The following is a 26,042-nucleotide window of genomic DNA, read 5'->3' on the forward strand; positions in this document are numbered from 1 at the left end:
AACCTTCCGGACTAGGTGGATCACTGTGCTCAGATACCACGCGGGGTTGAACAGTCGGGGCACACGCCCCAGTAGATGACCTCGGCCTCGTCGATCGAGAAGCCGCGGTCGTCGGCTGCGGTCAGACAGGGGGTGTGGCCGACCGCGCAGTCGACGTCGGCGACGACACCGCACGACCGGCACACGAGATGGTGATGGTTGTCCCCGACGCGTCCCTCGAACAGGGCCGGGCTCCCGGGGGGTTCGATGCGGCGTACGAGGCTCGCCGTGGTGAGTGCGTGGAGCGCCTCGTAGACGGCTTGCAGGGAGATATGGCCCACGCGCTCGCGTACCCCGGCGGCGATCGCCTCGACATCGAGGTGGTCACCGTCACGGACGGTTTCGAGCAGCGCGACGCGGGCTGCCGTCACCCGCAGGCCGGCACCGCGCAGCTCCTCTGCGGTGGTCGGGGTCTGGGGTGCAGTCATGGCTCCAAACCTACCTGCACAAACACGAATGATTCAAGGTAATGAATGATCCAAGTGTGGCGTGGCGGGTTTGGCTCAGATTTGTCCCAGTATGGTACGGCCCGTCGCGGCAGGGGCTGTGTGTAGGTGCGGCGAGTGAGGGTGCCTGCCATGCCCTTCAGGCGGCGGGAACAGGGGGCATGCGGCAGGAGGGGGGAGTGCGTAGCGGGAGGAGGGATTGCGGCGGCCAGGCCCAGGTGTGTTGCCCTGAGATCGGGCGGGACGCCGTGTCCGTCCCGCCCGCCCGTCACCGGGGCGGCAGGCAGTGGTCGTCCGGCTCGACCGCGCGCCAGACGCGGCGCCCGATGTCGCGGAGCTGTCTCTGCTGCGCCCTGGTGAGGGGGTCGAAGACGAAGCGGCGTACCGCCTCCGCGTGCCCCGGTGCGGTCGCCACGACCTTGTCCCAGCCGGACTCCGTGAGGGTGGCCAGGGTGTAGCGGCCGTCGTCCGGGTCCGGGGCGCGGCGCACCCAGTCGTTCCGCTCCAGCCGCTTGACCAGGTGCGAGAGACGGGACAGCGACGAGCCGGTGTACCCGGCCAACTCGCCCATCCGCAGCGTGCGTTCCGCGGTCCGGGAGAGCATCGCCATCACCTGGTACTCGACGTGACTGATCCCCGCGTCCCGTTGCAGCTGTGCGTCGAGAGCGCCCGGCAGCCTGATCAGTACGCCGGCGAGAGCGTGCCACGTCTCCGTCTCGTCGTCGCTCAGCCAGTGTGGCTGCGCTGGTGTCTCCATGCTCGGGGGTCAGTCCCCTTCAGGCGCGTCGCTGATCCCCAGGCGCAGATGCTCCACGTGGTACACGGCCTGGTCGAGCAGCTCGGCGACATGGTGGTCGTGCAGCGCGTACACCACCGAACGGCCCCGCCGCTCACCGACCACCAGCCCGAGGTTGCGCAGCAGGCGCAACTGGTGCGAGCACGCGGACTGCTCCATGCCCACCTCGGCCGCCAACTCCGTCGCGGGCAGCGGCCCTTCGCGCAGCCGCGCGAGGATCAGCAGGCGGGACGGGGTGGAGAGGGCCTGGAGGGTCGTCGCCACCTTCGCGGCGTTGGCCGCGTCGAGGCGTACGCGAGGGGTGGCGTTCTGCGCGGCAGTGACAGCTCCATGACCCATGGCGGACATCCTACCCATCACCCTTGAAGGAATGAACGACTCTTCATGTGTTCCTGTATGGTGCTCGGGTGTCCACCACTCTTGCCCCACCACCGGTTCGCCCGTCCGCGCCCTCGGCGCCCGGCCGTCGCACCCGCGTCCTCGCCCTGCCCGAGGCCCGCTGGGCCCTCGCCTCGACCCTCGCCTTCCTGCTCGCGCTCCCGCTGGACCTGACCGGCGCCCCCGCCTGGCTGTACGGGCCGCTCTACGTGATCGCGTACGCGGCCGGCGGCTGGGAACCCGCCCTCGAAGGGCTGCGCGCGCTGCGCGAGAAGACGCTCGACGTCGACCTGCTGATGATCGTCGCGGCACTCGGCGCGGCCGCCATCGGGCAGGTCCTGGACGGTGCGCTGCTGATCGTCATCTTCGCCACCTCCGGCGCGCTGGAGGCCCTGGCCACCGCCCGCACCGCCGACTCCGTACGAGGCCTGCTCGACCTGGCCCCCACGACGGCCACCCGGCTGTCGGCGGACGGCACCGTCGAGGAGACCGTCCCCACGGACCAACTGGCCGTGGGGGACGTCGTCCTGGTCCGCCCCGGCGAGCGCATCGGCGCCGACGGACGCGTACTGGAGGGCGAGAGCGACGCCGACCAGGCCACCATCACCGGCGAACCCCTGCCCGTACCCAAGGTCCAGGGCGACGAGGTCTTCGCGGGCACCCTCAACGGCACCGGCGCCCTGCGCGTCCGCGTGGAACGCGACCCGGCCGACTCCGTGATCGCCCGCATCGTGACCCTCGTCGAGGAGGCGTCGGAGACCAAGGCGCCGACCCAGCTCTTCATCGAGAAGGTCGAACAGCGCTACGCCGTCGGCGTGGTGGCCGCCACGCTCGCCGTCTTCGCCGTCCCGCTCGCCTTCGGCTCCGACCTCACCAGTGCCCTGCTCCGCGCGATGACCTTCATGATCGTCGCCTCGCCGTGCGCGGTGGTCCTGGCCACCATGCCGCCGCTCCTCTCCGCCATCGCCAACGCCGGACGGCACGGTGTGCTGGTCAAGTCGGCCGTGGCGATGGAACGGCTCGGCGAGATCGACACGGCGGCGATCGACAAGACGGGCACCCTGACCGAGGGCACGCCCGAGGTCACCGAGGTACGGCCGCTGCCCGGCTCCGGACTCGACGAGGACGCCCTCCTCGCGCTGGCCGCGGCCGCCGAGCACCCCAGCGAACACCCGCTGGGCCGCGCCGTCGTGACCGCCGCCCGCGCCCGCGGCCTGGGCCTCGCCCCCGCGGAGGACTTTACGGCCGTGCCCGGGCAGGGGGTGAGCGCCACGGTCGAGGGGTGCCGGGTAACGGTCGGACGTGCGGGGGCGTACGCCGACGAGACCAGCGGGACCGTGATCCTCGTCGAACGCGACGGGACCCCCGTCGGCACCCTCACCCTCACCGACCGTCTCCGTCACGACGCCCCCGCCGCCATCGCCGCGCTGAGCGCCGTCACGGGCACGTCCCCCGTCCTGCTCACCGGCGACAACCCGGCCGCCGCCGCGCAGGTGGCCGCGGACACCGGCATCACCGACGTGCGGGCGGGCCTCCTGCCCGAGGGCAAGGTGGATGCGGTACGGACCTTCCAGAGCGATGGGCGCAAGGTGCTGTTCGTCGGCGACGGCGTGAACGACGCGCCCGCTCTCGCTGCCGCACACTCCGGTGTGGCAATGGGGCGCGCCGGGTCCGACCTGGCGCTGGAGACCGCGGACGCGGTCGTGGTGCGCGACGAGCTGACCGCGATCCCGGCGGTCGTACGGCTGTCCCGGACCGCCCGTCGGCTGGTCGCCCAGAACCTGGTCATCGCCGGGACGTGCATTGCCGTGCTGGTCGTGTGGGACCTGGCCGGGAATCTGCCGCTGCCGCTCGGTGTGGCCGGGCACGAGGGGTCGACCGTGCTGGTCGGCCTGAACGGGTTGCGGCTGCTGCGGGAATCCGCTTGGCGGAAGGCGGCGACGGGCGCCTGAGAAGGAGGGGTGTCGGGCGCCTGAGAAGGAGGGGCTGTGTGTCGACGTAGGGCTGCGGGCACGTCGGCCGCGAAACACCTCGGTTCCAGGTCGCCCGCACCTTCATGTCGGATTCCTGCCAGCCACGCACCCTCCCCGTATCCGATCCTGGAGTCATGCGGAACGGAATGCACACGGACGTCGAGCGCTGCGTGCGTGCCGTGCAGTCGAAGGACGCACGGTTCGACGGGTGGGTCTACACGGCCGTCCTGACCACGCGGATCTACTGCCGCCCGAGCTGCCCGGTGGTGCCGCCCAAGCCGGAGAACATGACGTTCTACCCGAGCGCGGCGGCCTGCCAGCAGGCAGGGTTCCGGGCGTGCAAACGGTGCCGCCCGGACACCAGCCCCGGCTCGCCCGAGTGGAACCAGCGCGCCGACCTCGTGGCCCGCGCGATGCGGCTCGTCGCGGACGGGACCGTGGACCGCGAGGGCGTGCCCGGGCTCGCCCGGCGGCTCGGCTACAGCACCCGCCAGATCGAGCGGCACCTCCTCGCCGAGCTGGGCGCCGGGCCGCTGGCGCTCGCCAGGGCCCAGCGGGCGCAGACGGCGCGGCTGCTCATCGAGACGACCGCGCTGCCGATGGCGGAGATCGCGTTCGCGGCCGGGTTCGCCTCGATCCGTACCTTCAACGACACCGTGCGGGAGGTCTACGCCCTGTCGCCGAGCGACCTGCGCGAGCGGGCCGCCAAGCGGTCAGGCACCCCGCCGGTACCCGCGGGCGACTCCTCCGGGACCCCAGGGGTGCTGGCCCTGCGCCTCCCCTTCCGGGCCCCGCTCAACCCCGACAACCTCTTCGGCCACCTCGCCGCCACCGCCGTACCCGGTGTCGAGGAGTGGCGCGACGGGGCGTACCGCCGAACCCTGCGCCTCCCGTACGGCCACGGCATCGTCGGGCTCACTCCTGCCCCCGACCACATCGCCTGCCGTCTCACCCTCAGTGACCTGCGCGACCTGCCCGTCGCCATCAGCCGCTGCCGTCGCATGCTCGACCTGGACGCGGATCCGGTGGCCGTGGACGACCAGTTGCGCACGGACCAGGTGCTGGCGCCGCTGATCGACAAGGCCCCCGGCCGCCGGGTGCCGCGCACCGTCGACGAGGCGGAGTTCGCCGTACGGGCCGTGCTCGGACAGCAGGTCTCCACGGCCGCCGCCCGCACCCACGCCGCCCGCCTGGTCACCGCGCACGGCGAGCCCGTGGACGACCCCGAGGGCGGCCTCACCCACATCTTCCCGTCCCCGGAGGCGCTCGCGGACCTCGACCCCGAGTCCCTCGCGATGCCCCGGACCCGCCGCACGACGTTCACCACGCTCGTCCGCCACCTCGCGGACGGCACCCTCCACCTGGGCGTCGACAGCGACTGGGAGGAGACGCGCGCCGAACTCCTCGCCCTGCCCGGCTTCGGCCCCTGGACGGTCGACGTCATCGGGATGCGCGCCCTCGGCGACCCCGACGCGTTCCTCCCCACCGACCTCGGTATCCGGCGTGCCGCACAGGAGTTGGGGCTGCCGTCGACTCCGGCCGCACTCACGGCCCGCGCGGCGGCCTGGCGTCCCTGGCGGGCGTACGCGGTCCAGTACCTGTGGGCGACCGACAGCCACCCGATCAACTTCCTTCCTGTATAGGGATGTTCGCCATGACTTCTGCGACTTCTGCGACCTCTGCGACCTCTGCGACCTCTGCGACGACTGTGACTGCCACGAAGCAGCACACCGTCATCGACAGCCCCTACGGCCCTCTCACCCTCGTCGCGGACGAAGGTGTCCTGTGCGGCCTCTACATGACCCACCAGCGCCACCGCCCGCCGGAGGAGACCTTCGGCCCGCGCGACGACACCCTCTTCGGGGAGGCGGAGGACCAGCTGAAGGCCTATTTCGCCGGTGAGTTGACGGAGTTCACTCTCGAACTGCGGCTGCACGGCACCCCGTTCCAGCGCAGCGTCTGGGAACAGCTCACGACGATCCCCTACGGCGAGACCCGCTCGTACGGAGACCTCGCCGACTCCCTCGGCAACCCCGGGGCGTCCCGAGCGGTCGGTCTGGCCAATGGCAAGAACCCCGTCGGCATCATCGTCCCCTGCCACCGCGTGGTCGGCTCCGACGGCAGCCTCACCGGATACGGCGGCGGCTTGGAGCGCAAGCAGCGCCTGCTGGACTTCGAACGGGGAACGGCCCTCTTCTGAGGGCCCGCGCGGCGGGCGGGGCCGTCACGGCAGGGGGGTCTTGACGACCGGGCCGCTCACGCGCTCGCGGCGCCGAACCTGCGCAGCACCTCCGGCAGGGCGGTCCCGATCGGCTCCCGAACGACCTCGTCCGCGCGGTCGTCGTACGGTGTCGGCTCGGCGTTGACGATGATCAGCCGTGCCCCGTGGTCGGCGGCGACACCGGCGAGCCCGGCGGCGGGCTGCACCTGGAGGCTGGTGCCGACGGCGATGAACACCTCGCACGCCTTGGTGATCGCGACCGCCTCGCCCAGCACCACGGGATCGAGCCGCTCACCGAACATCACCGTCGCCGTCTTCAGGATCCCGCCGCACTCCAGGCACGGGGGATCGGCCTCACCGGCCTCGACCCGGGCGAGCGCGTCCTGAGTGGGAACCCTGGTGTGACACTTCGTGCACACGACGGTCCGTGCGGTGCCGTGCAGTTCGAGGACCTTGCGGGAGGGCATTCCGGCGAGCTGGTGCAGCCCGTCCACGTTCTGTGTGATCACCCGCACCGGCACCCCGGACCGCTCCAGCTCGGCCACGGCCCGGTGCGCGGCGTTCGGCTCGGCCCGCAGTACCCGGTTCTTCCGCCGCATCTGCCACGACCGCTGCCGGATCTCCGGATCGCCCATGTAGTACTCGTACGTCACCAGCTTCTCCGCCTCCGGATCCCGCCGCCACAGCCCGCTGGGGCCGCGGTAGTCGGGGATCCCGGAATCGGTGGAGATGCCTGCGCCACTGAGGAGGGCGACGAGGGGCTTCTTCATGGGCCCGAGGGTAGGACGCCCGCCTACGCGTGGCGAACGGATATCGCCGCCCCGTGGCCGTCCGTTGGCCGCCTCGGGCTCAGCCCACCCGGTTCCCGTTCTCCAGCTCGGCCGTCCCCGTGTTCTGGGCCAGGACCTCCAGCGCGGTGAGCACACGGCGGCCGAGGGCACCGGGGAGGTAGGTGGCCAGCTCGTCCGGCTTCACCAGGCGCCAGGACAGCAGTTCCTCCTCCTGGAGCCGGATCGCCTTGAGGTCGTCCTCGCCGAGGACCCCGCCGTCGTACAGGTACGCCACCAGCGGCGGCCGGGCCGTTCCGTGGACCCAGTCCACGGCGAGCAGGCGCCCCAGCTCGATGTCCAGCCCGATCTCCTCGGCGGTCTCGCGCCGGGCGCCCTGTCGTGGGGTCTCGCCGGTGTCCGACTCGATCGTGCCCCCGGGAAGCGCCCACCCCTCCCGGTAGTTGGGCTCCACGAGCAGCACCCGCCCCTCGGTGTCCCGGAAGAGCGCGGCGGCTCCGGCGAGGACGCGAGGGAGGCCGGCGATGTACGTGGCGAAGTCTGGAGTGGTCATTCGGGAAGGGTAACGAGCCTCGGCGACTCCACCGGGGCGCGAGAGGGGGCGAAAGGAATCAGTCCGGGGGCGCAGCTCAGCGCGCCGTTTCCGCGAACGGCCCTCAGCCTGCGTTCTCCGCGAACGGCCCTCAGTCCGCCGTCCGGGCCAACCGCACCGTGCGCTCCGCCAGTTCACTGATCCGTACCCCGTCGAACCCGAACACCGCGCTGCGGACCGTGTCCTCCAGGGGGTCCTTCCACTGTGGGGGGATCGCCTTCGCGCCGCACAGGACGCCGGCCACCGAGCCCGCGGTGGCGCCGTTCGAGTCGGTGTCGAGGCCGCCGCGGACGGTGAGGGTGATCGTGCGGGTGAAGTCGCCGTCGCCGTACAGGAGGCCGGCGGTGAGGACGGCGACGTTGGGGATCGTGTGGATCCAGCCGAGGCCGGAGGTCTCCTCGGACAGGGTGACCAGGGTGTCCTCCCAGCCCAGTCCCGTCTCGTGCAGTGAGAGGACCCGGCGCACCGTACGGGCCAGACGGCTGCTCGCCGGGATCACCGTGAGCGCGGTGTCGAGAGCCGAGCGTACGGTCGGCGCGGTGAACGCGGCCGCGATGAGCGCGGCCGCCCACATCGCGCCGTACACGCCGTTGCCGGTGTGCGACAGGACCGCGTCACGGCGGGCCAGCGCGGCCGCTCGGTGGGGGACGCCGGGGCGGGTCCAGCCGTGGACGTCGGCGCGGATCAGGGCGCCGATCCACTCCTGGTAGGGGTTCTCGTACGTGGCGGTGAGCGGTGGTTTGAGGCCGTTCGCGAGATTGCGGTACGCGGCCCGCTCGGCGGTGAACGTCTGCAGATACGGCAGCCGCAGCAGCCACAGGTCGCCGACCTGGTCGGTGCTGAAGCCGAAGCCGTACGTCTCCAGCAGGTCGAGGCCGAGGATCGCGTAGTCCACGTCGTCGTCGCGGCAACTGCCGTGGATACGGCCGCGTACGCACTGGCGCCACTCCGGCCGCAGTTCGAGGCCGTCGCTCTCGCCGGCGGGCTCGGGGAGGTAGTCGGTCAGCGGCAGGGCCCCGGCCCGCCGCAGGTAGCGGTCGATGCGGTCCCGCGTCCAGTGGTCGCCCTGCTCGACCGGTTTGCCGAGCATGTTGCCCGCGATCCGGCCCAGCCAGCCCCCGAGGACGCGGTCGGCGAGGTCAGTGCCCAGAGGGGTCATACGTCCGGTTTACCGAATCCGGCGCGGTTCCGCCCGGCCGGCCTCCTCGTTCGCCGCGCCGGACTCTCCATACCGGGCTCGCGTAAATCTCGGTACCGGGCCCGCGTCAACCTTCGTCCGTGTGCGCGGCGGCATGGGATGTTCGCCTGGTTTACTTCCGGGCGTCCCTTTGGTTCCGGACGGTAATCGTCCGCCTTCGCCCCAGGAGTGTCATGACCTTGATGCGCCGTACGATCATGCTCGCGGCCCCGTCCCTCGCCGTCCTGTTCGCCGCAGTCCCGGCCCACGCGGCCGCCGCTGAGCCCCTCGTCCAGTCCGGCGACGTCTACGTCCTCACCGGGGACTACGACATCCTGGAGGACGTCATGGAGCACATCAGCATGCCCAGCGGAGACGGCAACGCCATGATGCACCAGATGTACGACCACAGCGGTGCCTCCGTCCCGGAGTGAACCCCTACGGGGCCCAGGGGGACCCCGTGACGGGGGACGTCCACCCTGGGCAGTGACCCCTGTCACCGGTTAGGGTCCTTGCGGCGCGACTGCCTTGACGTGCGCAAGGCCCGAAGAGCAAGGGGAATTCCAGGTGACGGGAACTGCGCGGGTGCTGATCGCCGCGGACAAGTTCAAGGGCTCACTGACGGCCGTGCAGGTCGCGGAGCGGGTGACGGCGGGCCTGCGGCGGGTCGTGCCCGAGGCCGAGGTCGCGGCGCTGCCCGTGGCCGACGGCGGCGACGGGACGGTGGACGCGGCGGTCGCGGCCGGGTTCGAACGCCGGGAAGTACGGGTCACCGGCCCTCTCGGCGAGCCCGTCACGGCGGCGTACGCGCTGCGCGGCGACACCGCCGTCGTCGAGATGGCCGAGGCCAGCGGGTTGCAGCGGCTCCCCGCAGAGGTCTTCGCGCCGCTGACCGCGACGACGTACGGCTCGGGTGAACTGCTGCGTGCCGCGCTGGACGCGGGGGCCCGGACGATCGTGTTCGGCGTGGGCGGGAGCGCCACCACGGACGGCGGCTCGGGCATGCTGGCCGCGCTCGGGGCGCGCTTCCTCGACGCCGACGGAGCACCCGTCGGACCCGGGGGCGGAGCACTGAGTGCCCTGGCCGCCGCCGATCTGTCGGGCCTCGACCCGCGGCTCGCCGAGATCGAGTTCGTGCTGGCCAGCGACGTGGACAACCCGCTGACCGGGCCCAAGGGCGCGCCCGCCGTGTACGGGCCGCAGAAGGGGGCGACCCCGGATGACGTGGCGGCGCTGGACGCGGCGCTGGGTCACTTCGCGCAGGTCCTGGAACAGGCGATCGGCCCACGGGCGGCCGAGTACGCCACCTCGCCCGGTGCGGGCGCGGCGGGCGGCATCGGGTACGGCGCCCTCATCGTGGGCGCCGGTTTCCGTCCGGGCATCGAGGTCATGCTGGATGTGCTGGGCTTCGCGCCCGCGCTGGAGCGGGCCACGCTGGTGATCACCGGTGAGGGCTCCCTGGACGAGCAGACCCTCCACGGCAAGGCCCCCGCGGGCGTCGCCGCGGCCGCCCGCGCTGCGGGCAAGGAGGTCATAGCGGTCTGCGGCCGCCTCGCGTTGTCACCGGAGACCCTTGGCCGGGCGGGTATCGCCCGGGCCTACCCTCTGACCGAGCTGGAGCCCGACGTCCAGCGCTGCATCGCGGATGCGGGCCCGATCCTGGAGTCCGTGGCGGAACGGATCGCGCGGGACCTGCTGACCTGACGAGCGGGGCGGCGGCCCGCTCCCGGCCCACCGCGCCGGACCGCACACGACGAGGGCCCGAACCAATGTGGTTGGTTCGGGCCCTCGTCACGGACAAACGTCCACCGGACGCCGGCTACGGCAGCTGCGCCGCCCTGGCCTCGCGCCGGTTGTCGCGGAAGTTGTTCACCCGACGAGCCGTGGCGAACAGCGGGATGACCGCACCCATGACCAGCTGCAGCGCACAGCCCGTCTGGAGCAGCAGCTGACCGCTGGGGGCGTCGAAGGCCCACGCGGCCAGGAGCCCCATGCTCAGCACGATCCAGGAGAGCATCGCCACCGCGAGGCGCCCCCGCGGCTTCGGGTACTCGACCCGGCTCACCATCAGCCACGCCGTCCCCAGGATCGCCAGCAGCGTCGCCACGAACGGCAGCTCCAGCAGGATGATCGAGACGACCGTGAGCGCGCCGAACGGAGACGGCATGCCCTGGAACGTGCCGTCCTTCACCGTCACGCACGAGAAGCGGGCGAGTCTCAGCACCACCGCGAGCAGCACGACGACGGCTCCCACCGTCGCCACCCGCTGGTACGCGTCGTCCGCGACCATGCCGTAGACGAGGACGAAGTACGCCGGCGCCAGACCGAAGCTGATCAGGTCGGAGAGGTTGTCCAGCTCCGCGCCCATCGGCGACGACCGCAGCTTGCGCGCCACGAGGCCGTCGAACAGGTCGAAGACCGCCGCGCACAGCATCAGGATGACCGCCGTGGCCGCGCTGTTGCGGGCCATGCCGGATTCCTGGCTGCCGGTGAGGTGCGGGATCAGGATGCCGGTGGTGGTGAAGTACACCGCCATGAAGCCGCACGTGGCGTTGCCGAGCGTCAGAGTGTCCGCTATCGACAGTCGCAGCGACAGCGGCATCTCCTCCTCGTCTTCGTCATCCTCCGCGTCCGGCACCCAGCCGGCCTGTGTGTCGGGATCAATCACGGTCAATGCGAGTCACCCCAGCCACGGTCTTCTGTCCGACCTCGACCGCGATCTCGACGCCCTCGGGGAGGTAGATGTCGACGCGCGAGCCGAAGCGGATCAGCCCGATGCGGTCACCCTGCTCGACCTTGGTCCCCTGCGGGATGTACGGGACGATACGGCGGGCGACCGCGCCGGCGATCTGGACCATCTCGATGTCACCGAGCTCGGTGTCGAAGTGCCAGACGACGCGCTCGTTGTTCTCGCTCTCCTTGTTGAACGCCGGAACGAACCCGCCCGGGACGTGCTCGACCGACGTGACCGTGCCGGAGAGCGGCGCGCGGTTCACGTGGACGTTGAGCGGGCTCATGAAGATCGCGACGCGGGTGCGGCCGTCCTTCCACGGCATGATGCTCTGCACCACACCGTCGGCGGGCGAGATGACTCGGCCCTGGGCGATCTCGCGCTCGGGGTCGCGGAAGAACCACAGCATGCCGGCCGCGAGGGCGGTGGCCGGTACGGCCATGGCCTTGGCGGCGCCGGAGCGGCGTGCGCGGACCAGGCTGATGGCTGCGGTGGCGACGGTCGGGAGAAGCCACGGCGATGCTCCGCGCGCGAGGCGTACGCCGGCCAGGCTGTCGCGTGGTGCAGAGGTTTGGCTGTGGGGCATGGATGACCTTCGTAGCGGATGATGCCGCGCTGTGACTGGGGACGGCGGCTTTTCCGGGATCGTACCGGTCGCGGGCCACAACTGGGCAAGCCAGGAAGCCGAGTCGGCGGCCGAAGACCGTTGACAGGGTGTGATCTTCTTCTCGAAGAAAACACCCTTAAACGGACGTCTAGCCCTGGAATCGATATTCTTCGAGCAGTCTGCGCCCGATGATCATTTTCTGGATTTCGGCGGTGCCTTCACCGATCAGCAGCATCGGTGCCTCACGGTAGAGACGCTCGATCTCGTACTCCTTGGAGAAGCCGTAGCCGCCATGGATCCGGAAGGCGTCCTCCACGACTTCTTTGCAGTATTCGGAGGCGAGGTACTTCGCCATCCCCGCTTCGAGGTCGTTTCGTTCGCCCGAGTCCTTTTTGCGAGCTGCGTTGACCATCATGGCATGGGCGGCCTCGACCTTGGTAGCCATCTCCGCCAGCTTGAACTGAATCGCCTGGTGCTGGGCGATCTGCTTGCCGAAGGTGTGCCGCTGCTGGGCGTACTGGATGCCCAGTTCGAATGCACGCTGAGCGACGCCGCAGCCACGCGCTGCCACATTCACCCGGCCGACCTCGACGCCGTCCATCATTTGGTAAAAACCTCGGCCGGTGGTGCCGCCGAGCACGCGATTGGCCGGAATGCGCAGTCCGTCCATGATGAGCTCGGTCGTGTCGACGCCCTTGTAGCCCATCTTGTCGATCTTGCCTGGGATGGTGAGCCCGGGGCGGACCTCACCGAAACCGGGCTCCTTCTCGACGAGGAAGGTCGTCATCGACTTGTGGGGCGCCGCGGCCGCCTCCGCAGCGGAGTGTCCTTCGTCACTCCGCACGAGGACGGCAACCAGGGTTGACGTTCCGCCGTTCGTGAGCCACATCTTCTGGCCGCTCAGGACGTACTCGTCACCGTCCTTCACCGCCTTGGACGTGATGGCCGCCACATCCGAGCCCATCCCCGGCTCCGACATCGAGAAGGCGCCCCGGACCTCGCCCAGCGCCATCTTCGGCAGGAAGGTGTCCTTCTGCTCCTGCGTGCCGTGCTGCTTGAGCATGTACGCCACGATGAAGTGGGTGTTGATGATGCCGGACACGGACATCCAGCCGCGGGCGATCTCCTCCACACACAGGGCGTAGGTGAGGAGGGACTCGCCCAGTCCGCCGTACTCCTCGGGAATCATCAGACCGAACAGACCCAGCTCCTTCAGGCCGTCGACGATCTGCTGTGGGTACTCGTCGCGGTGCTCCAGCCCGGTCGCGACCGGGATGATCTCCTTGTCGACGAAGTCCCGGACGGTGGAGAGGATCTCCTGCTGTACGTCGGTCAGACCGTGGGTCTGGGCGAGTCGCGCCATGCTACTTCTCCTGTGCGTTCGGCTCAGGGCGGCCGGGCTGCTCGCCGCCGCGCTCCTTGATGTATGTCTCGGTGGGCACCATCACCTTGCGGCGGAACACGCACACGAGCGTGCCGTCCTGCTTGTAGCCCTTGGTCTCGACGTGGACGATGCCGCGGTCGTTCTTCGACTTGGACAGCCACTTGTCGAGCACGGTCGTCTCGCCGTAGACCGTGTCGCCGTGGAAGGTCGGCGCCACGTGCCTGAGCGACTCGATCTCCAGGTTGGCGATCGCCTTGCCGGAGATGTCGGGCACGGACATGCCGAGCAGGAGCGAGTAGATGTAGTTCCCCACGACGACGTTCCTGCCGAAGTCCGTCGACGTCTCCGCGTAGTTGCTGTCCAGGTGGAGCGGATGGTGGTTCATGGTGAGGAGACAGAACAGGTGGTCGTCGTACTCCGTGACCGTCTTGCCGGGCCAGTGCTTGTAGACCGCCCCGACCTCGAACTCCTCGTAGGTGCGCCCGAACTGCATGGCGTTACGCGTCCCCTCTGGTCGGCCTAGTCGGCGGGAATCTCGAACGTGCTGGTGCGCCGCATACCGGCGGCGCGTCCCTTGCCCGCGATGACCAGCGCCATCTTGCGGCTGGCCTCGTCGATCATCTCGTCGCCGAGCATCGCCGAGCCCTTCCTGCCGCCCGCCTCGGACGTGCAGTACTCGTACGCGTCCAGGATCAGCTCGGCATGGTCGTAGTCCTCCTGGGAGGGCGAGAAGATCTCGTTGGACGCCTCGACCTGGCCCGGGTGGAGCACCCACTTGCCGTCGAAGCCGAGCGCCGCGGCGCGCTGCGCGACCTCGCGGTAGCCGTCGACGTTGCGGATCTGGAGGTAGGGGCCGTCGATCGCCTGGAGGTTGTTGGCGCGGGCGGCCATCAGGATCTTCATCAGGATGTAGTGGTAGGCGTCCGCCGGGTAGCCGGGCGGCTGCTCGCCCACGACCAGCGACTTCATGTTGATCGACGCCATGAAGTCGGCCGGGCCGAAGATGATCGTCTCGACGCGCGGCGAGGCCTGGGCGATCTCATTGACGTTGTTCAGGCCCTGGGCGTTCTCGATCTGCGCCTCGATGCCGATCCGCCCGACCTCGAAACCCATCGTCTTCTCGATCTGGGTGAGCAGCAGGTCCAGGGCGACGACCTGCTGGGCGTCCTGCACCTTCGGCAGCATGATGCAGTCCAGGTTCGGACCCGCGCCCTCCACGACGGTGACGACGTCGCGGTACGTCCACTCGGTCGTCCAGTCGTTCACGCGTACGACCCGGGTCTTGCCGGTCCAGTCGCCCTCGTTGAGGAACTTCACGATCGTGTGCCGCGCCTCGGGCTTGGCGAGCGGGGCGCAGGCGTCCTCCAGGTCGAGGAAGACCTGGTCGGCGGGGAGGCCCTGGGCCTTCTCCAGGAAGCGGGGGTTGCTTCCGGGCACCGCGAGGCAGGAACGCCGCGGACGAAGACGGTTGACAGAAGGAAGAGGCGCGGCGGAGCCGCTCGTCAGAGGGGTGGTGGCGGGAGACGGGCGGGCGGTCATACGGGGACCTCCAAGGGGTCGAGCTTGTTGGCCTTGCGGATCTCGTCGACGATACGGCCGATGATCCCGGTGATGTCGAAGTCCTTCGGGGTGAAGACCGCGGCCACTCCAGCGGCCCTGAGCTGCTCGGCGTCGCCGTTCGGGATGATCCCGCCGGCGATCACCGGGATGTCGGGCGCACCGGCCTGACGCAGCCGCTCCAGCACGTCCGGCACGAGCCGCGCGTGCGAACCGGAGAGAACCGACAGGCCGACCGCGTGCACGTCCTCGGCGAGGGCCGCGTCCACGATCTGCTCGGGGGTGAGCCGGATGCCCTGGTACACCACCTCGAACCCGGCGTCCCGGGCCCGCACGGCGATCTGCTCGGCCCCGTTGGAGTGCCCGTCCAGGCCGGGCTTTCCGACGAGGAAGCGCAGCTTGCCCACGCCCAGGTCCCGGGCGGTGGCGTCCACCCCCCGGCGGACCTCGGCCAGTCCGCTGCCCTCCTCTGCCGTCACCGCGACCGGCGCCGAGGAGACGCCGGTCGGCGCCCGGAACTCCCCGAACACCTCCCGCAGTGCCCCGGCCCACTCACCGGTCGTGACCCCGGCACGGGCACACTCCAGGGTGGCCTCCATGAGGTTGTCCTCGCCCTGGGCGGCCTCCTTCAGCCGCTCCAGCGCCACCCGCAGGCGCGGGTCGTTGCGGGTGGCGCGCCATTCCTGGAGGGCTCGTACGACACGTTCCTCGACCGCGGGGTCGACCGTGTGGATGGCCGTGTCCAGGTCGGCCGTCAGCGGGTTCGGCTCGGTCGTCTCGAAGATGTTGACGCCGACGATCTTCTCCTCGCCGGACTCGATCCGGGCCCGGCGGGCCGCGTGCGAGGCGACGAGCCGCGACTTCAGATAGCCCGACTCGACGGCGGCCATCGCGCCGCCCATCTCCTGGATGCGCTCGATCTCGGCGAACGACTCCTCGACCAGTCGGCCTACCTTCGCCTCGATGACGTGCGAGCCCTCGAAGATGTCGTCGTACTCCAGCAGGTCGCTCTCGTGCGCGAGCACCTGCTGGATGCGCAGCGACCACTGCTGGTCCCAGGGCCGGGGCAGGCCCAGCGCCTCGTTCCAGGCGGGGAGCTGGACGGCACGCGCGCGGGCGTCCTTCGACAGGGTGACGGCCAGCATTTCGAGCACGATTCGCTGGACGTTGTTCTCGGGCTGGGCTTCCGTCAGACCCAGAGAGTTGACCTGGACGCCGTACCGGAAGCGCCGCTGCCGGGGGTCCTCGATGCCGTACCGCTCGCGCGTGATGCGGTCCCAGATGCGGCCGAAGGCCCGCATCTTGCACATCTCCTCGACGAAGCGGACCCCCGCGTTCACGAAGAAGGAGATACGGGCGACGACCTCACCCATGCGCTCCCGCGGCACCTGACCGGAGTCACGGACGGCGTCCAGCACCGCGACGGCCGTCGACATCGCGTACGCGATCTCCTGGACCGGTGTGGCACCGGCCTCCTGGAGGTGGTACGAGCAGATGTTGATCGGGTTCCACTTCGGGATGTGGGAGACCGTGTACGCGATCATGTCCGTGGTCAGACGGAGCGAGGGGCCGGGCGGGAAGACATGCGTCCCCCGCGACAGGTACTCCTTCACGATGTCGTTCTGTGTCGTCCCCTGGAGCCTGGTGACGGCCTCCTCATCGAGTCCTTGCTCCTCCGCGACGACCTGGTAGAGCGCCAGCAGCCACATGGCCGTGGCGTTGATGGTCATCGAGGTGTTCATCTGCTCCAGGGGGATGTCCTGGAACAGCCGGCGCATGTCACCCAGGTGCGAGACCGGTACCCCGACCCGGCCGACCTCGCCGCGGGCGAGGACGTGGTCGGGGTCGTATCCGGTCTGCGTCGGCAGGTCGAAGGCCACCGAGAGACCCGTCTGCCCCTTGGCGAGGTTGCGGCGGTACAACGCGTTGGACGCCTCGGCCGTGGAGTGACCGGCGTAGGTCCGCATCAGCCACGGCCGGTCCCTTTCCCTGGGTTCCTGCCGGCTGGGTTCCCCTGTCTTCGTCTCTTTCATGTCTTTCATGAAGGGACCTCAGATGTTCCGGAAGCGGTTGATGGCGTCGATGTGCCGGGCGCGCTTCTCCGCGTCGCGCACGCCCATGCCCTCGCGCGGGGCCAGCGTCAGTACACCGACCTTGCCCTGGTGGAGGTTGCGGTGCACGTCGTACGCGGCCTGGCCGGTCTCCTCCAGCGAGTAGACCTTCGACAGCGTCGGGTGGATCTTGCCCTTCGCGATCAGCCGGTTGGCCTCCCAGGCCTCGCGGTAGTTGGCGAAGTGCGAACCGATGATCCGCTTCAGGGACATCCACAGGTAGCGGTTGTCGTACTCGTGGGTGTAGCCCGACGTGGAGGCGCAGGTGACGATGGTGCCGCCCTTGCGTGTGACGTAGACCGAGGCGCCGAAGGTCTCGCGGCCGGGGTGCTCGAAGACGATGTCGACGTCCTCGCCGCCGGTCAGCTCGCGGATGCGCTTGCCGAAGCGCTTCCACTCCTTCGGGTCCTGGGTGTTCTCGTCCTTCCAGAACCGGTAGTCCTCGGCGTTGCGGTCGATGATCGCCTCGGCACCCATGGCCCGGCAGATCTCCGCCTTCCGCGGGCTGCTCACCACACAGACGGGGGTCGCGCCACCGGCCAGCGCGAACTGTGTGGCGTAACTGCCGAGCCCGCCGCTCGCGCCCCAGATCAGCACGTTGTCGCCCTGCTTCATACCGGCGCCGTTGCGGGAGACGAGCTGCCGGTACGCGGTGGAGTTGACCAGGCCCGGAGCGGCGGCCTCCTCCCAGGTGAGGTGGTCCGGCTTGGGCATCAGCTGGTTGGACTTCACCAGGGCGATCTCGGCGAGTCCGCCGAAGTTGGTCTCGAAGCCCCAGATCCGCTGCTCGGGGTCGAGCATCGTGTCGTTGTGGCCGTCGCTCGACTCCAGCTCGACCGACAGACAGTGCGCGACGACCTCGTCACCGGGGTTCCAGGCGTTGACGCCGGGGCCGGTCCGCAGGACGACGCCCGCGAGGTCGGAGCCGATGATGTGGTACGGCAGGTCGTGGCGCTTGGTGAGCTCGCTCAGCCTGCCGTAGCGCTCCAGGAAACCGAAGGTCGGCAGCGGCTCGAAGATCGAGGTCCACACCGAGTTGTAGTTGACCGACGAGGCCATGACCGCCACCAGGGCCTCGCCCGGACCCAGCTCCGGGACCGGCACGTCGTCCAGGTGGATCGACTTGCGCGGGTCCTTGTCGCGGGTGGCGAGCCCGGCGAACATCTCCGTCTCGTCCTTGTGCACGGTGATGGCGCGGTACGACTCGGGGAGCGGCAGAGCGGCGAAGTCGGCGGACGTGACCGCGGCGGAGCCGCCTGATGTCACGGTCTGCGACTGGATCGCGTCCAGGATTTCCTTCACGGTGTTGCCTCCGGCGACGAGCGTCCTGAGGGAAGACGCTGCTGAGGGTTACGTCGGGTGCTGCTGAGGGTGTGCCGTCGGTTCGGCGGAAGGGTGGTGTTCCGGCAGCGCTTTGTGGCGCGGAGGGTGCCTGTGACGCAGGCGTCCGGGCGCGCCGGCCGGATGGCCGGCGGGGACAGCCGACGTACGAAGGATCTCTGTACGCCGATCGCCCGGACACCCTCACGGTATGGCACCCCGTGTCACCTCGCAAGGCACTGGGTGCCAGAAATTGCTCTCAGGTGAAATCTTTACGCGACAAATGAGCGATGATCGATCGACGGGCCACCCGAATATCGGCGGAAAATCCGGCCAGCACGACGAGAACGGCTCCGCTGTAGCCCGTCCTGCCGTAGCAGTGCCGTGCGCAGCGGAGCCGTGAGCTCGATGCAGTGGGGTGGGGCGGCAGCCGGTCGCCGTGCGAGGGCCGGCATGCGCGGCAGTTCCGCCGGCAACTCCTCGGTGCTGACCGGCCGTTCGGAGCCACGGGTGACGATCGGGGCCCGTGACGCCGACGCTGCCGGTCAGCGGTTCCTCAGGGCCTCCTCGATGGTCTTCATGACCTCGTCCAGCGGTGCGTCGGTCCTGGCCACCGTCACCAGTACCTCGCCCTGCGAGGAGACCGACGCCGGGACCCGGGAGGCGTGGGGCGTGGGCTCGTGCCGGCCGACCCCGATCCCCGTGCCGAACGTCCTGCGGACGATCGCGAAGGCGTGGTCCAGCTGCGCCTCCACGTCCCCCTGCCCGCCGGCCCGCAGCCAGCGGCGCAGTACGTGGTTGTGCGCGGTGACGACCGCGGACGCGGCGACCTCGGCCAGCAACGGGTCGTCGTTGGCGTCGTCGTCGTGGGCGTGCTCGTCGAAGTGGCCCAGCAGGTACCGGGTGAAGAGCCGCTCGTAGCGGGCGACCGACGCGATCTCCGCCTCGCGCAGGGTGGGGACCTCCCGCGTGAGCTTGTAGCGCTGCACCGAGATCTCCGGCCGGGCCGCGTACATCTTCATGACTTCCTTGATGCCGCGGCACACGGTGTCGAGCGGGTGCTCGTGGGCGGGCGCCGCGTTCAGTACGGCCTCGGCCCGGACCAGGGTGTCGTCGTGGTCGGGGAAGATCGCCTCTTCCTTGGAGCGGAAGTGGCGGAAGAAGGTGCGGCGGGCGACTCCGGCGGCCGCCGCGATCTCGTCGACGGTGGTCGCCTCGTACCCCTTGGTCGCGAACAGTTCCATCGCCGCGGCCGCCAGTTCCCGGCGCATCTTGAGCCGTTGGGCGGCGGCGCGACCGCCCGCGGCGCTTTCCGGAACGTCGGGCGCAGCTGGTGTACGTGAGGACTTGGCGGGGTGGGACATGACCCGAACGTACTGCATCCGCGCAGCATGTTGCGCAGATCCGCCGATCACCCGCCTCCGGGGGCAGGGGGAGCGCCGGGGCGGGAGACCGGGGCGGAGCCGCCCGGAACTCACGAGGAGCCGGCCGCCGGTCGCATGCCCCGGCAGCCCGCCCCGGTCCGCGTCGCCGCTGAACCCCTCGCCGGACCGCTCAGCGCTTGGCGTACTCGCGGAAGCCGCGCCCCGTCTTGCGGCCGAGGCAGCCCGCCGCCACCAGGTGCTCCAGGAGCGGCGCCGGGGCCAGGCCCGGGTCACGGAACTCGCGGTGCAGGACCCGCTCGATGGCCAGCGAGACATCGAGGCCGACCACGTCGAGCAGTTCGAACGGGCCCATCGGGTAACCGCCGCCCAGCTTCATGGCCGCGTCGATGTCGTCCAGCGACGCGTAGTGTTCCTGGACCATCTTGACCGCGTTGTTCAGGTACGGGAACAACAGGGCGTTCACGATGAACCCCGCGCGGTCGCCGCAGTCCACCGGGTGCTTGCGGACGGCCGTGCACAGCTCGCGGACCGTGGCGTGCACGTCGTCCCCGGTCAGGACCGTGCGGACCACCTCGACCAGCTTCATCGCGGGCGCCGGGTTGAAGAAGTGCATGCCGATCACGTCCTGCGGCCGCGAGGTGGCGCGGGCACAGGCCACGACCGGCAGGGAGGAGGTCGTGGTGGCGAGGATCGCGCCCGGCTTGCAGACCTTGTCGAGGGTCGCGAACAACTGCCGCTTGACCTCCAGGTCCTCCGCGACGGCCTCCAGCGCGAGGTCGACGTCCGCGAACGCGTCGCACGATCCGGCCGGGGTGATCCGGTCCAGCGTCGCGGCCGCCGCCTCGACGGTCATGCGTCCCTTGTCGACAGAGCGCGAAAGCGACTTGCCGATACGGGCCTTGGCGGTCCCCGCCTTCTCCTCGCTGCGCGCGGCGAGCACGACCTCGTACCCCGCCTTCGCGAACACCTCGGCGATCCCGGACGCCATGGTCCCGGACCCCGCGACACCGATGGCACGGACGCTGCGGCCGGGGACCGCGGGCCCGCCGGACAGCGGCGTCAGCGCGTCCCGCACGACGGCTGCGCTGCCGGGCGCCTCGTACGTGTAGAAGCCGCGCCCCGACTTGCGGCCGGTCAGGCCCGCCTCGCTGAGCTGCTTGAGGATGGGTGCGGGCGCGTGCAGCCGGTCGCGCGACGCGGTGTACATGGCCTCCAGGACCGTACGGGCCGTGTCGACGCCGATCAGGTCGAGCAGCGCCAGCGGGCCCATCGGCAGCCCGCAGCCGAGCCGCATCGCCGCGTCGATGTCCTCGCGGGTGGCGTACTTGGCCTCGTACATCGCGGCAGCCTGGTTGAGGTAGCCGAACAGCAGCCCGTCGGCGACGAACCCGGGCCGGTCGCCGACCGCCACGGGCTCCTTGCCCAGCTCGATGGCCAGGTCCGTGACGGAGGCAACGGCCCGGGGTGCGGTGAGCACGGAGGAGACGATCTCGACGAGCTTCATCGCGGGCGCCGGGTTGAAGAAGTGCAGCCCGAGCACGCGCTCGGGGCGGGCCGAGTCGGCGGCCAGGCGCGTGACCGAGAGCGCGTTGGTGCCGGTCGCGAGGACGGTCTCCGGGCGGACCACGGCGTCCAGCTCGCGGAAGACCTGCTGCTTGATCTCGTACGACTCCGGGGTCACCTCGATGACCAGGTCGGCGTCGGCCGCGGCCTGGAGGCCGGTGAACGTGCGGAAACGGGCGAGGACGTCGCCGCGCTCCTGCTCGGTGATCCGGCCGCGCGCCACGGCGCGGGCGGTCGAGGTCTCCAGGGTGGCGACGGCCTTCGCGGCCTGCGCCTCGCTGATGTCGATCCCGATGACCTCGCGGCCGGCCCGGGCCAGGACCTCGGCGATACCGGCGCCCATGGTGCCGAGACCGACGACGGCAATGGTCCTGAGCGGGGACAGAGAGGTGTCGGACAGGGGAGTGGCCATCGCGGACTCCAGAAGTGAGGGTGACGACTGGGAATGCGCCCGGCTGCGCCGAAGAGCGCACCGGGTGCGGAAAGGAGTGCGGTGTGCGGGTGTTGCCGGGCTACGAGCGCACACGCCCGGTGCCGTCGCCAGGGGCATGCACGCCCGGCGAACGGTGATGACCGACCGGCCCTGTCCCCAAGCCGAGTCGCACTGAGGTACCCGAGGTACCGAACCGACTGATCTCGTGGAGGCTGCGTCACCAGGCCACCACGAGCAGGTACACGAGCGGGTAGCTCGCTCGTCTGAGCTTAACCCGCGAGTAACGAGCGCGCCAGTCCCCGTGTTTGTGATGCACGTCCCCGGCGGGGCCGTGGCAACCGTACCCTCGGTGCCATGGACGAGGAGTTGCGATCACTCACGGAACGCTTACGTCACGAGTCGGGAGCCCCGGTCGGCTACGAGCGGCTCGTGGCGACCAGCGACCTCGACGAACTGGCCGGTGTGCTCACCGCGCCCGGGCGGCCGCTGTGGGCACGGGAGTTGGCCGCCTTCCGGCTCGGCCTCGCCGGGGACCGGCGGGCCTTCGAGACCCTCGTCCTGTTGCTCAACCACCGCGACCCGCCGCGCTGCGCCTCCGCCGCGTACGCCCTGGCCCGGCTGGGCGATCCGCGCACCGCCCGCGCGGCCGCCGCGCTCGCCACCAACGAACTCCGCGTTGCCTACGCCCTGCACCCCGTACGCCTCCTGGTGGCGCTGCGCGCTCCCGAGGCCGTGCCCGCCCTGATCACCGCCCTCGCGCGGCGGCTGCGGCCGCATGATCCGTACCGCCTGGTCGCACTCGCCTGTGTGGAGGGGCTGGGCGCGCTGGGCGACGAACGGGCCCGTCCCCTGCTCAACGAGGCGCTCGCCCACCCCGCTCTCGCGGAGGCGGCGGCCGGAGCGCTGAAGCGACTGCCCAAGCTGTGAGGCGTCAGGCGGGAGCCATGTCCCCTAGGGCCCTTCTGATGGATCTTCGCCGCACGGCGCGAAGGGACAGGTGGCTCCGCCACATGACCCTTCACACCGCACGCCTGGGGTCCCCCACGCCCTTTGAGGGCAGTGGGGGAGCACGCACCGGACGCCGCTCCTTCCTCCACGGAGATCCATCAGAAGGGCCCTAGCGCACGCGCGTAACGCACCTCGGGCACCGCCACCCCGTCCACCTCGAAGGGCTCCTCGGCGCCGTCCGGGGCGAAGCCGTGGCCCTCGTAGAAGCGGCGCGCGCGGGCGTTGTCCTTCAGCACCCAGAGCAGCATCCGCTCGTGCCCGGCGGTGGCGCACCGCTGGGCCGACTCACGGAGCAGCGCGTGGCCCACGCCCGTCGAGAGGTGGCCGGGCCGCACGTAGACGGCGTACAACTCGGCGTCGTCGGTGCGGACTTCACCGTCCCGGTACGGCCCGTGGCAGGCCCAGCCGACGACCTCGCCGTGCCGCTCCGCGACCAGGTTCACGACCTCTCCGTTGCCCTTCTCCAGGTGACCGCGCCGCCGTTCGGCGTCCGCGTCCACGTCGAGCCGGTCGAGGTACGCCTGCGGGATCATCCCCGCGTACGCGGTCCGCCAGCCGCCGATCCGGATCTCGGCCACGGAACGGCAGTCGGCCAGGGTCATCTCACGGATGCGGAGTCGGGCGAGTCGGTCTTCCATGACGGCACCCTAAGTGGGCACCAGGGCCGCGCGCCCGTCGACTGCTGCGGGCTGGCCTCGCGGGTCTCAGCCGCGGAAGCCGAGCAGCCTGTGCAGTGCCGCACCCCGCGAGGACGAGGGTGCCGACTTCGCGGTCAGCGGTTTCGGGTCGGGCAGCCGCTTGCACACCGCGTCGGCCCCGTCCCCGCCCGCGCCCCGCGGCACCGTGCCGTCGGTCAGATACGCCGCCAGATGCTTGTCGAGGCAGGTGTTCCCGCTGAGCGTGATCCCGTGGTTGCCGCCGCCCTGCTCCACCACCAGGCTGGAGCCGCGCAGCAGACGGTGGACCGCGACGCCGCCCTCGTACGGGGTGGCCGCGTCGTCCGTCGCCTGGAAGAGCAGCACCGGCGGCGCGGCGGCGTTGGAGACGTCGACCGGCTGCGACGCGCTCGTCGGCCAGAACGCGCACGGTGCGTTGTACCAGGCGTTGTTCCAGGTCATGAACGGTGCCTTCGCGAAGGTGTCCCAGTTGTCCCTGCGCCACTGGCCCCAGTCGCGCGGCCAGGCCACGTCAGCGCACTGCACGGCGGAGTAGACGCTGTAGCCGTTGTCGCCCGCCGCGTCGACGGCGCCGAAGTTCTCGTACGCCTTGACCAGCGGGTCGTCGTTACCGTCGTTCACGTAGGCCGCGAACGCCTCGGCGAGGTAGGGCCAGTAGCCGTTGTAGTAGCCGCCCGGGAGGAAGGTGTCCTCCAGCTCCGAGGCACCCATCCTGCCGTCCGCGGGCTTCTTGGCGAGGGCCCCGCGCATGGCGTACCACTTGGCCTCCACCTTCGCCGGGTCGGTACCCAGCTTGTACTTCGCGTCGTGCCGCGCGACCCACGCCGTGAACGCGAGGTGGCGGTCGTTGAACGCGTGGTCCTGCTGGATGTTGTCGCCGTACCAGACGCCCGTGGGGTCGACGACCGAGTCCAGCACCGCACGACGCACACGGTCCGGGTAGAGCTTCGCGTAGACGGCGCCCAGATAGGTGCCGTACGAGTACCCGAAGTAGTTGATCTTCTTCGCCCCGAGCGCCTGCCGGATCGCGTCCATGTCCTTGACCACGCTGACCGTGCCGATGTGCGGCAGCAGGTCCGCGTGTTTGGCGGCGCACGCCTTGGTGAAGGCGGCGGCACGGTCGAGGTTGGCCTTCTCGACGGCCGGAGTGGACGGCAGCGAGTCGGGCCGCACCGGCGAGAAGTGCCCCGGGCGGCAGTTCAGGGCGGGCCTGCTGGCGCCGACACCGCGTGGGTCGAAGCCGATGACGTCGTACTGCGCCGCCACCTTCGGGGGCAGTGCGGACGCGACGAACCCGGCCAGTGTGAGACCACTGCCGCCGGGCCCGCCGGGGTTGACCAGCAGCGGCCCCTGGTACTTCTTCGCCGTGTGCGGCACGCGCGAGAGGGCGAGTGTGATCTGCCTGCCGCGCGGGTTGGTGTGGTCGAGCGGCACCTTCAGGGACGCGCACTGGAGCGTCGGGTAGTCGCTCGTCCCGCACTTCTTCCAGGACGGCTTCGCGGGCGGAGCGTCGATCGTGGTGCGCGGCCCGGATACGGCGCCCGCGCTCGCGTCGGCCGGGACCCCTGTGACCATTCCGGCCACCACGACGGCGGCACCGCACAGAGCAACTGCGCGCTTCTTCATTGTCGGGCTCCCGGGACGCAGGACGTGAGCCGTGCGCTCCACGGCCCTCATCGCACTCGTCCCGGAGCCGACTTCCGGAAGAACGCGTTCTGCCCACACTTGACCCGAACGGACCGGGAGAAGCACTCGGACGCTCTTCTCCGGTCCACCCACCGGTCCGCCGCGGTCAGAGCAGCGTCAACTGGGTCACCGTCGGCTCCGACCGCAGCTCGGGTGCCTCGGGCTCGGGTGCCGGAATCCTGCGCGGCAGCCCCGCGCGTGTGGGGCCCATGCCGTACTCCTGGGCCAGTTCGTGGACCTGGCCGGTGACCCGGCGCTGGTACCACTTCGGGGCGTACGCTCCCTCCGCGTACAGCCGCTCGTAACGCCGTACGAGATGCGGGTGGTTGCGCTCCAGCCAGGCCATGAACCACTCCCTGGCGCCGGGCCGCAGATGCAGCACCAGAGGCGTCACGGAGGTGGCCCCGGAGGCCGCGATCGCCCGTACGGTGGCCCGGAGTTGGGCCGGGTTGTCGCTCAGGAACGGGATCACCGGGGCCATCAGGACTCCGCAGCCGATGCCGTGGTCGGTGAGGGTGCGCACCACGTCCAGACGGCGCTCAGGGGCGGGCGTGCCCGGTTCGACGGTGCGCCACAGCTCGTGGTCGGTGAAGCCGACGGAGACGGAGATACCGACCTCGGTGACCTCGGACGCCTGCCTCAGCAGGTCGAGGTCGCGCAGGATCAGCGTGCCCTTGGTGAGGATCGAGAAGGGGTTCGCGTGGTCGCGCAGAGCGGAGATGATGCCGGGCATCAGCCCGTAGCGGCCCTCCGCGCGCTGGTAGCAGTCGACGTTGGTGCCCATCGCTATGTGGTCGCCGTGCCAGCGGGGTGAGGCGAGCTGGCGGCGCAGCAGATCGGGGGCGTTGACCTTCACGACGATCTGCGAGTCGAAGCCGAGGCCCGTGTCGAGGTCCAGGTAGCTGTGGGTCTTGCGCGCGAAACAGTAGACACACGCGTGCGTGCAGCCCCGGTACGGATTCACCGTCCACTCGAAGGGCATGCGGGAGGCCCCCGGCACCCGGTTCACGATCGACTTCGCCCGGATCTCGTGGAACGTCACGCCGCGGAACTCCGGGGTGTCGAAGGTGCGGGTGGTCACCGCGTCCGCGCCGAACAGGGCGGCGTCCCGGGCCCGGGTGGGGTTCTCGGCCAGTTGGTCCCAGCGCATGGGCACCTCCTCGGTAGCAC

Annotated in this window: 24 protein-coding genes; 6 read left to right on the top strand and 18 right to left on the bottom strand. The window is 70.5% G+C overall.

Annotated features, from left to right (window positions below; all coding sequences use genetic code 11):
• Window positions 1–29: 29 nt before the first annotated feature.
• The 3 genes from E0500_RS22200 to E0500_RS22210 all read right to left on the bottom strand — a co-directional run bounded on the left by E0500_RS22200 (window position 30) and on the right by E0500_RS22210 (window position 1,620).
• Complete coding sequence (locus E0500_RS22200; protein ID WP_131564092.1) at window positions 30–467, bottom strand: Fur family transcriptional regulator; 438 nt, start codon at window positions 465–467, stop codon at window positions 30–32.
• A 286-nt stretch (window positions 468–753) separates the two neighbouring features.
• Entirely contained in the window at window positions 754–1,242 is a 489-nt protein-coding gene (locus tag E0500_RS22205; RefSeq protein ID WP_131564093.1) for a MarR family winged helix-turn-helix transcriptional regulator, read from the bottom strand.
• 9 nt (window positions 1,243–1,251) lie between these two features.
• A complete protein-coding gene (locus E0500_RS22210) occupies window positions 1,252–1,620 on the bottom strand; it encodes a metalloregulator ArsR/SmtB family transcription factor (protein ID WP_131564094.1) in 369 nt (122 codons plus the stop codon).
• A gap of 68 nt (window positions 1,621–1,688) precedes the next feature.
• Between E0500_RS22210 and E0500_RS22215 the strand changes: the two genes are divergently transcribed.
• The 3 genes from E0500_RS22215 to E0500_RS22225 all read left to right on the top strand — a co-directional run bounded on the left by E0500_RS22215 (window position 1,689) and on the right by E0500_RS22225 (window position 5,832).
• Window positions 1,689–3,611, top strand: coding sequence for a heavy metal translocating P-type ATPase (locus tag E0500_RS22215; protein WP_131564095.1), 1,923 nt, complete (start codon window positions 1,689–1,691; stop codon window positions 3,609–3,611).
• Between the two features lie 167 nt (window positions 3,612–3,778).
• A complete protein-coding gene (locus E0500_RS22220; protein ID WP_181587262.1) occupies window positions 3,779–5,275 on the top strand; it encodes a DNA-3-methyladenine glycosylase 2 family protein in 1,497 nt (498 codons plus the stop codon).
• Window positions 5,276–5,340: 65 nt separating this feature from the next.
• The gene (locus E0500_RS22225) at window positions 5,341–5,832 is read left to right on the top strand and encodes a methylated-DNA--[protein]-cysteine S-methyltransferase (protein ID WP_309505116.1); all 492 of its coding nucleotides are present in this window, start codon (window positions 5,341–5,343) and stop codon (window positions 5,830–5,832) included.
• A 56-nt stretch (window positions 5,833–5,888) separates the two neighbouring features.
• Here the strand turns inward: E0500_RS22225 and E0500_RS22230 are convergent, their stop codons facing one another.
• From E0500_RS22230 to E0500_RS22240, 3 genes are all read right to left on the bottom strand, one after another.
• Window positions 5,889–6,623 carry a Sir2 family NAD-dependent protein deacetylase gene (locus E0500_RS22230; protein WP_131564098.1) on the bottom strand — a complete coding sequence of 245 codons (735 nt, stop codon included), beginning with the start codon at window positions 6,621–6,623 and terminating at the stop codon, window positions 5,889–5,891.
• Window positions 6,624–6,702: 79 nt separating this feature from the next.
• Window positions 6,703–7,194, bottom strand: coding sequence for an NUDIX hydrolase (locus E0500_RS22235; RefSeq protein ID WP_131564099.1), 492 nt, complete (start codon window positions 7,192–7,194; stop codon window positions 6,703–6,705).
• A gap of 130 nt (window positions 7,195–7,324) precedes the next feature.
• Complete coding sequence (locus E0500_RS22240; protein ID WP_131564100.1) at window positions 7,325–8,392, bottom strand: ADP-ribosylglycohydrolase family protein; 1,068 nt, start codon at window positions 8,390–8,392, stop codon at window positions 7,325–7,327.
• Between the two features lie 212 nt (window positions 8,393–8,604).
• On the opposite strand from E0500_RS22240, the gene E0500_RS22245 reads away from it, so the two are divergent.
• Together E0500_RS22245 and E0500_RS22250 are read left to right on the top strand one after the other, a co-directional pair.
• Window positions 8,605–8,844, top strand: coding sequence for a hypothetical protein (locus tag E0500_RS22245; protein WP_165935025.1), 240 nt, complete (start codon window positions 8,605–8,607; stop codon window positions 8,842–8,844).
• 151 nt (window positions 8,845–8,995) lie between these two features.
• On the top strand, window positions 8,996–10,114 hold the full coding sequence (locus E0500_RS22250; protein WP_131564109.1) for a glycerate kinase: 1,119 nt from the start codon (window positions 8,996–8,998) through the stop codon (window positions 10,112–10,114).
• A 115-nt stretch (window positions 10,115–10,229) separates the two neighbouring features.
• Here E0500_RS22250 and pssA read toward each other — a convergent pair whose 3' ends face one another.
• The 9 genes from pssA to E0500_RS22295 form a co-directional block, all read right to left on the bottom strand.
• On the bottom strand, window positions 10,230–11,012 hold the full coding sequence (gene pssA / locus E0500_RS22255) for a CDP-diacylglycerol--serine O-phosphatidyltransferase (RefSeq protein ID WP_152866809.1): 783 nt from the start codon (window positions 11,010–11,012) through the stop codon (window positions 10,230–10,232).
• Between the two features lie 58 nt (window positions 11,013–11,070).
• A complete protein-coding gene (locus E0500_RS22260; RefSeq protein ID WP_131564103.1) occupies window positions 11,071–11,727 on the bottom strand; it encodes a phosphatidylserine decarboxylase in 657 nt (218 codons plus the stop codon).
• A gap of 169 nt (window positions 11,728–11,896) precedes the next feature.
• Window positions 11,897–13,111: an acyl-CoA dehydrogenase family protein gene (locus E0500_RS22265; RefSeq protein WP_131564104.1), complete on the bottom strand. Its 1,215-nt coding sequence runs from the start codon at window positions 13,109–13,111 to the stop codon at window positions 11,897–11,899.
• Window position 13,112: 1 nt separating this feature from the next.
• Window positions 13,113–13,625 (bottom strand): MaoC family dehydratase, encoded by a 513-nt coding sequence (locus E0500_RS22270; protein ID WP_131564105.1) that lies wholly within the window; start codon window positions 13,623–13,625, stop codon window positions 13,113–13,115.
• Between the two features lie 26 nt (window positions 13,626–13,651).
• On the bottom strand, window positions 13,652–14,671 hold the full coding sequence (locus E0500_RS22275) for a CoA ester lyase (RefSeq protein WP_131564106.1): 1,020 nt from the start codon (window positions 14,669–14,671) through the stop codon (window positions 13,652–13,654).
• Window positions 14,668–16,722, bottom strand: coding sequence for a protein meaA (locus E0500_RS22280; protein WP_131564111.1), 2,055 nt, complete (start codon window positions 16,720–16,722; stop codon window positions 14,668–14,670). The genes E0500_RS22275 and E0500_RS22280 overlap by 4 nt, the downstream gene beginning before the upstream one ends.
• Before the next feature lie 18 nt (window positions 16,723–16,740).
• Window positions 16,741–18,102 carry a crotonyl-CoA carboxylase/reductase gene (gene ccrA / locus E0500_RS22285; protein ID WP_399119659.1) on the bottom strand — a complete coding sequence of 454 codons (1,362 nt, stop codon included), beginning with the start codon at window positions 18,100–18,102 and terminating at the stop codon, window positions 16,741–16,743.
• 563 nt (window positions 18,103–18,665) lie between these two features.
• A complete protein-coding gene (locus E0500_RS22290) occupies window positions 18,666–19,484 on the bottom strand; it encodes a TetR family transcriptional regulator (RefSeq protein WP_258572890.1) in 819 nt (272 codons plus the stop codon).
• A 190-nt stretch (window positions 19,485–19,674) separates the two neighbouring features.
• A complete protein-coding gene (locus E0500_RS22295) occupies window positions 19,675–21,480 on the bottom strand; it encodes a 3-hydroxyacyl-CoA dehydrogenase family protein (protein ID WP_131571817.1) in 1,806 nt (601 codons plus the stop codon).
• A gap of 375 nt (window positions 21,481–21,855) precedes the next feature.
• Here E0500_RS22295 and E0500_RS22300 point away from each other — a divergent pair, with 375 nt between their 5' ends.
• Entirely contained in the window at window positions 21,856–22,428 is a 573-nt protein-coding gene (locus tag E0500_RS22300; protein WP_131571814.1) for an adenylosuccinate lyase, read from the top strand.
• A gap of 179 nt (window positions 22,429–22,607) precedes the next feature.
• On the opposite strand, the gene E0500_RS22305 is transcribed toward E0500_RS22300, so the two are convergent.
• From E0500_RS22305 to E0500_RS22315, 3 genes are all read right to left on the bottom strand, one after another.
• On the bottom strand, window positions 22,608–23,147 hold the full coding sequence (locus E0500_RS22305; protein WP_131571811.1) for a GNAT family N-acetyltransferase: 540 nt from the start codon (window positions 23,145–23,147) through the stop codon (window positions 22,608–22,610).
• Between the two features lie 66 nt (window positions 23,148–23,213).
• Window positions 23,214–24,812 (bottom strand): alpha/beta hydrolase, encoded by a 1,599-nt coding sequence (locus E0500_RS22310; protein ID WP_131571808.1) that lies wholly within the window; start codon window positions 24,810–24,812, stop codon window positions 23,214–23,216.
• A gap of 166 nt (window positions 24,813–24,978) precedes the next feature.
• On the bottom strand, window positions 24,979–26,022 hold the full coding sequence (locus E0500_RS22315) for an Rv2578c family radical SAM protein (protein ID WP_131571805.1): 1,044 nt from the start codon (window positions 26,020–26,022) through the stop codon (window positions 24,979–24,981).
• Window positions 26,023–26,042 lie beyond the last annotated feature (20 nt).

Origin of the sequence: Streptomyces sp. KM273126 (genome assembly GCF_004337435.2) — a bacterium.
In the GTDB taxonomy this organism is placed as follows: Bacteria; Actinomycetota; Actinomycetes; order Streptomycetales; family Streptomycetaceae; genus Streptomyces; species Streptomyces acidicola.